Source organism: Pseudomonas sp. W2Oct36 (assembly GCF_041060465.1).
GTDB lineage: Bacteria > Pseudomonadota > Gammaproteobacteria > Pseudomonadales > Pseudomonadaceae > Aquipseudomonas > Aquipseudomonas graminis_B.
The window spans coordinates 336,224-342,501 of record NZ_JAUERW010000004.1; the positions used below are offsets into that span (position 1 = coordinate 336,224).

Here is a 6,278-nt window from a genome sequence, read left to right on the forward strand (position 1 = left end):
CCAAACCCCGGCCCGCTGATCCAGAGCCCTGCACGGCGTACTGGCAAAACAGGCACGCTGCGTGCATATCAAATATCGTATACGAAATTACTTATCCGGCCTTTTCTCCTTTTGCACGCACCGAGGCTTCTATGAAAAATCAAGCTGTCGCCGTCGCCCTCCTCGCCGTCATGAGCTCATCTTTTATCAACACCGCGTTGGCCGACAAGCTCGATGACATCATCGACTCCGGCAAGCTGCGCTGCGCCGTGACCCTGGACTTCCCGCCGATGGGGTCCCGTGACGACAAGAACAACCCGGTCGGATTTGACGTCGATTACTGCAACGACCTGGCGAAGGTACTGGGCGTCACAGCCGAGGTGGTGGAAACACCCTTTCCGGACCGCATTCCTGCGCTGGTTTCAGGCCGCGCCGACGTGATCGTGGCGTCGACCTCGGACACCCTGGAGCGGGCGAAAACGGTGGCGATGACCATCCCCTATTTCGCCTTCCAGATGGTGGTACTGACCCGCGACGACGCCGGCATCAACAGCTATGACGACCTCAAGGGCAAAGATGTCGGCAACACCAGCGGCACGTTCGAAGCGATCGCCCTGGAGAAGGATCAGAAGAAATGGGGCAGCGGCAGTTTCCGCGCCTACCAGACCCAGAACGACACCATCCTCGCCGTTGCCCAGGGCCACATCAAAGCGTCCGTGGTGACCAACACCGTCGCCGCCGCCACGCTCAAATCCGGCAAGTACAAAGGCCTGAAGATCGCCGGCAATGCGCCCTACACCATCGACTACGTTTCCCTTGCGGCGAAGCGTAACGAGTATGGGCTGATTCATTACCTGAACCTGTTCGTGAACCAGCAAGTGCGGTCCGGGCGCTATGCCGAGCTGTATGAAAAGTGGGTGAGTGGCAAGCCGGTAGACCTGACCGTGCCGGGCGTCTATTACTGAGGGGAACGATCAGAGGGCGCGGACCGTGTAGGAGCGTGGCTTGTCCCGCGATCTGGCGCGAAGCGGCAGCAAGACCGTCGAACATGCTGATTCAGTGACGCCGCGGTTGTAGGTTTTACGACGACTGCGTCGCCGATCGCGGGACAAGCCACGCTACTACAGGGCTACGCGTCCCGTCTGAATCATTCGCGGAACCTGAACCAGGAACCCATCAGCGTCACCCGCTAAAAGCGATTCACTCACTCAGGAGCCCACGATGTCTGAAGTCTCGTTGAACGGGCGCTGTCTCGTCGCCGGCAGCGCGCAAGGTGAATTGCTGTACGCCGATGTGGGCCTGAGTTTCTGGGGCGGGGTCGAGCCGTTTACCGGTGAAGTGATCGACCGCCATCACCCCCTCAGCGGTCAGTTCATCAACGGCCGGGTGCTGGCCATTCCCAGCGGGCGCGGTTCGTGCACCGGCAGCAGCGTGTTGCTGGAACTGATCCTCAACGGCCACGCGCCGGCCGCACTGGTCTTCGAACGCGTGGAAGACATCCTCACCCTCGGCGTGCTGATCGCCGAACAGATGTTCGGCCATTCGATCCCGGTGATCAGCCTCGGCGAAGCGGGCTTTGCGGCCCTGCGGGACGTTGCTTTCGTGCGGGTGGAAGATGACCGCGTGAGCGGCTTTGCCTGCCTGCCGCCACCACTCCCTCGCGATCAAAAAAGCCTGATACGTCAGCGCCCGATCACCCAGATTTCACTCACCGAAACCGACCAGGGTTTTCTCGACGGCGCTTACGGCAAAGCCGCGCAGGTGGCGATGGGCATCATCCTGCGCATGGCCGAGCTGCAGGGCGCGACGGAACTGCTGGACATCACCCAGGCGCACATCGACGGCTGCATCTACACCGGGCCGGCCAGCCTGCGGTTCGCCCGGCAACTGGTGGCCTGGGGCGCCAAGGTCCGCGTGCCCACCACCCTCAATTCCATCTCCGTGGACAAGCGCCGCTGGCGCGAACTGGGCGTTGATCCGGCCCTTGGCGAACCGGCCAGTCAGCTGGGCGATGCCTATCTGGAGATGGGCGCGCGGGTGAGTTTTACCTGCGCGCCATACCTGCTGGACAGCGCGCCGGAGCTGGGCGAGCAGATCGTCTGGGCCGAGTCCAATGCGGTGGTGTACGCCAACAGCGTGATCGGCGCGCGCACCCTGAAGTACCCGGACTACCTCGACATCTGCATCGCCCTCACCGGCCGCGCGCCGAAGATCGGCTGCCACCTGACCCAGCAACGTCTGGCGACCCTACGCATCGACGTCCCTGTCCTGGACGGCCTCGACGACAGTTTCTACCCGCTGCTCGGTTATAACGTCGGGCTGCTGTGCGGCGCCACGATCCCGGTGATCTGCGGCCTTGAGCACAAGGCGCCCACGCTGGATGACCTCAAGGCGTTCGGCGCGGCGTTCGCCACCACCTCCGCTGCGCCGATGTTCCATATCGCTGGCGTGACCCCCGAAGCCACCACCGCCGAACTCGCGCTGGACGGGCACGCGCCGGAGAAAACCCTGAGCATCAGCCTGGCGGACTTGCTCCACAGCTGGCGCGAGCTGAACAGCGCGCAAACGCCGGAAGTGGACGCCGTGACGCTGGGCAATCCGCATTTTTCCCTGAGCGAATGCGCAATGCTGGCGCACCTGTGTGGCAACCAGCGCAAACACGAAAACGTGGCGATTGTCGTGACCTGTGGCCGCGCTACCCTGGAGCGCGCGCAACAGGCCGGCTACGTCGACACGCTGGAAGGCTTCGGCGTGCAGTTCGTCACCGACACCTGCTGGTGCATGCTCGGCGAACCGGTGATTCCGCCGACCGCGCGCAACCTGATGACCAACTCCGGCAAATACGCGCACTACGCCCCCGGACTGGTGGGGCGTCGCGTGCATTTCGCCAGCCTGGCCGAGTGCGTCAACAGCGCGATCACCGGAGTCGCCAGCGGTCGCCTGCCGATCTGGCTGCAGGGCGCTGCCCTTGCCGCCGATGCAGCCGAGGCCAGCCCCCATGTTTGATTACAACTTCCACTGGCGCGCGGCGTTCAAGGCGCTGCCTGACATGCTCAACGGCGCGTGGGTCACCTTCGAAACCGCCGCGCTGTCGATGATCCTCGGCGTCACCATCGCGCTGTTTCTGGTGTTCATGCGCCAGGGCAAAAACCGGCTGTTCCGAGGCTTCGCGGCGACCTGGATTTCCATCGCGCGCAACACGCCGTCGCTGTTCCAGGTGTACATCCTGTATTTCGGCCTGGGCTCGTTCGGCCTGCACATCAGCTCGTGGGCGGCGTTGCTGGCGGGCATCACCATCAACAACGCGGGCTATCTGGCGGAGAACTTTCGCGGCGGGCTGAAGGCCGTGCCCGACACGCAATTGCGCGCCGCCCGTTCGCTGGGCATGAGCGCGCCCCAGGCCTATCGGCTGATCGTAATTCCGCAGTTGCTGCGCATCGTTTTCTATCCGCTGACCAACCAGATGGTCTGGGCCGTGCTGATGACCTCGATGGGGGTGATCGTCGGCCTCAATAACGACCTCACCGGCGTGACCCAGGATTACAACGTCAAGACGTTCCGCACCTTCGAATTCTTCGCCATTGCGGCGGTGCTCTATTACCTGATCGCCAAGCTGATCGTGGCCGTTGCGCGGCTGCTGTCCTGGCGGCTGTTCCGGTACTGAGGAGATGGGCATGTTCGAGAGCACGTTCAGCTGGAACGACCTGCAATTCATGCTTCAGGGCGCCTGGGTCACGATTTTGCTGACCGTGGTGTCGATGTTCATCGGCACGCTGGCCGGGTTGGTCTGCGGCATGGCCCGCGCCCTGCTGCCGCGCAGCACGATCCCGCTGGCCTGGCTGCTGGACGTGTTTCGCAGCGTGCCGTTGCTGATCCAGTTCGTGCTGTTCAACGCGCTGAAAAGCATCGTCGGCCTGAACTGGAGCGCCTTCGCCGTCGCCTGCGTGGTGCTGGGCCTGTACGTCACCGCTTACTGCACGGAGATCGTGCGCAGCGGCGTGCTGTCGGTGCCGCTCAGCCTGCGCCGCGCCAGTCGTTCCCTGGGCCTGACGTACTGGCAGGACTTGCGCCAGATCGTCATGCCGATGGCCACCCGCGTGGCGTTTCCCGGCTGGATCAACCTGCTGCTGGGGGTGATGAAAGACACCGCGCTGGTGATGTGGATCGGCATCGTCGAACTGCTGCGCGCCTCGCAAACCATCGTCACGCGCATTCAGGAGCCGCTGTTGGTGCTGTGCATCGCCGGCCTGATTTATTACGTCATGAGTCTGGTGGTCGCTCGCCTGGGCGCCCGGCTGGAAACGAGGTGGCAGGAAAATGATTGAGATCGACAACGTGCACAAGTCCTTCGGCGAGCTTGAGGTCATCAAGGGCGTGAGCCTGCAGGTGAACAAGGGCGAAGTGGTGTCGATCATCGGCGGTTCGGGCTCGGGCAAGTCGACCTTGCTGATGTGCATCAACGGCCTGGAATCGATCAAGAGCGGCAGCATTCGCGTCGACGGCACCGAGGTCCACGCCAGGGGCACGGACATCAACAAGCTGCGGCAGAAGATCGGCATCGTCTTTCAACAGTGGAACGCGTTTCCCCATCTGACGGTGCTGGAAAACGTGATGCTCGCCCCGCGCACGGTGCTGGGCAAAAGCAAGGCCGAAGCCGAAGCGCTGGCGGTCAAGCAGCTGACCCACGTCGGGCTGGGCGACAAGCTCAAGGTGTTTCCCGGCAAGTTGTCGGGCGGCCAGCAGCAGCGTATGGCGATTGCCCGGGCGCTGGCGATGTCGCCGGATTACATGCTGTTCGACGAAGCGACATCGGCCCTCGATCCGCAGCTGGTGGGCGAGGTACTGGACACCATGCGCATGCTGGCCGAGGACGGCATGACGATGATTCTGGTGACCCACGAAATCCGCTTCGCCCGGGACGTGTCGGACCGCGTGGCGTTTTTCCGCAACGGGCTGGTGCACGAGATCGGCACGCCGGATCAGGTGATCGGCAACCCGCAACGGCCGGAGACGGCGGATTTTTTGCGATCAATCAACTAGAGCCTGCTCAGGAGGATTTTAGGTCATGCGCTCGTCGAAAGTGATTCATGTGGTCAGTTGTCACGCCGAGGGTGAGGTGGGCGATGTGATTGTTGGCGGGGTTGCGCCGCCTCCCGGAGAGACGATCTGGGAGCAGTCGCGCTGGATCGAGAAGGACAACGTGCTGCGCAATTTCATGCTCAATGAGCCCCGCGGCGGGGTGTTCCGTCACGTCAATCTGCTGGTGCCGCCCAAGCACCCGAAGGCGCAGATGGGCTGGATCATCATGGAGCCGGCCGACGTGCCGCCGATGTCCGGTTCCAATTCCCTGTGCGTGGCGACGGTGCTGCTGGACAGCGGGATTCTGCCGATGACCGAGCCGGAAACCCGGCTGATACTGGAGGCGCCGGGCGGCCTGATCGAGGCGATTGCCCAGTGCCGCGACGGCAAGGTGACGAGCGTCGAGGTGCACAACCACCCTTCTTTCGCCGATCAGCTGGACGTGTGGATCGAGGTGCCGGGGTTGGGTTCGATGCAGGTCGATACCGCCTATGGCGGCGACAGTTTTGCCATCGTCGATTCGGTGAAGCTGGGCTTTTCGTTGACCGCCGATGAGGCGAAGGACCTGGTGGACACCGGCCTGAAAATCACCAACGCGGCCAACGAGCAACTGGGTTTCAGCCACCCGTTGAACACAGACTGGAATCATATTTCGTTCTGCCAGATCGCCGCGCCGGTGAATTTTGACGGCGGCGTGGCGAATGCGGCAAACGCGGTGGTAATTCGCCCGGGCAAGATCGACCGCTCGCCGTGCGGCACCGGCTGTTCGGCGCGGCTGGCGGTGTTGCATGCGAAGGGTCAGTTGAAGGTGGGGGACCGGTTTATCGGACGTTCGATCATTGGCTCGGAGTTCCACTGCAAGATCCAGAGCGAGACTGAAGTGGCCGGGCGCAAGGCGATCATCCCGAGCCTGTCCGGGCGGGCGTGGATCACCGGGACGCACCAGCACATGCTCGACCCGAGCGACCCGTGGCCGGAGGGGTACAAGCTGAGTGATACGTGGCCGGTGGGGTTGAAGCTGTAGATGCTGCGGCTGCTTTCAATAAATCGAAACCGATTTTTCTGAATGAATGCAAAACCGATTTTTTCTGAATGAATGCAAATCCTGTAGGAGTGGGGGGGGGGGGGGGTGGGGGGTGTTTGGGGTGGGGTTGGGGGGGTGCACGTCCCCCAACGCGGCCACCCGACCACACACACCCGGGGGGGGCGCGCCCCAGCAC

The 6,278-nt window shown here is 63.0% G+C and carries 6 protein-coding genes; all 6 read left to right on the top strand.

Annotation, left to right across the window (positions count from 1 at the left end):
* The first annotated feature begins 131 nt into the window (after positions 1-131).
* The 6 genes from QWI18_RS09345 (at position 132) to QWI18_RS09370 (ending at position 6,082) form a co-directional block, all read left to right on the top strand.
* Complete coding sequence (locus QWI18_RS09345; RefSeq protein ID WP_065992820.1) at positions 132-944, top strand: transporter substrate-binding domain-containing protein; 813 nt, start codon at positions 132-134, stop codon at positions 942-944.
* A gap of 256 nt (positions 945-1,200) precedes the next feature.
* Positions 1,201-2,985 carry an aconitase X gene (locus QWI18_RS09350; protein WP_369318692.1) on the top strand — a complete coding sequence of 595 codons (1,785 nt, stop codon included), beginning with the start codon at positions 1,201-1,203 and terminating at the stop codon, positions 2,983-2,985.
* Positions 2,978-3,643 (top strand): amino acid ABC transporter permease, encoded by a 666-nt coding sequence (locus QWI18_RS09355; RefSeq protein WP_065992814.1) that lies wholly within the window; start codon positions 2,978-2,980, stop codon positions 3,641-3,643. Before QWI18_RS09350 ends, QWI18_RS09355 begins: the two co-directional genes overlap by 8 nt.
* Before the next feature lie 10 nt (positions 3,644-3,653).
* A complete protein-coding gene (locus QWI18_RS09360) occupies positions 3,654-4,304 on the top strand; it encodes an amino acid ABC transporter permease (RefSeq protein WP_369318693.1) in 651 nt (216 codons plus the stop codon).
* Positions 4,297-5,019 (top strand): amino acid ABC transporter ATP-binding protein, encoded by a 723-nt coding sequence (locus tag QWI18_RS09365; protein ID WP_065992809.1) that lies wholly within the window; start codon positions 4,297-4,299, stop codon positions 5,017-5,019. The genes QWI18_RS09360 and QWI18_RS09365 overlap by 8 nt, the downstream gene beginning before the upstream one ends.
* 25 nt (positions 5,020-5,044) lie before the next feature.
* Positions 5,045-6,082: a proline racemase family protein gene (locus tag QWI18_RS09370; protein ID WP_369318694.1), complete on the top strand. Its 1,038-nt coding sequence runs from the start codon at positions 5,045-5,047 to the stop codon at positions 6,080-6,082.
* The last annotated feature ends 196 nt before the right edge of the window (positions 6,083-6,278 follow it).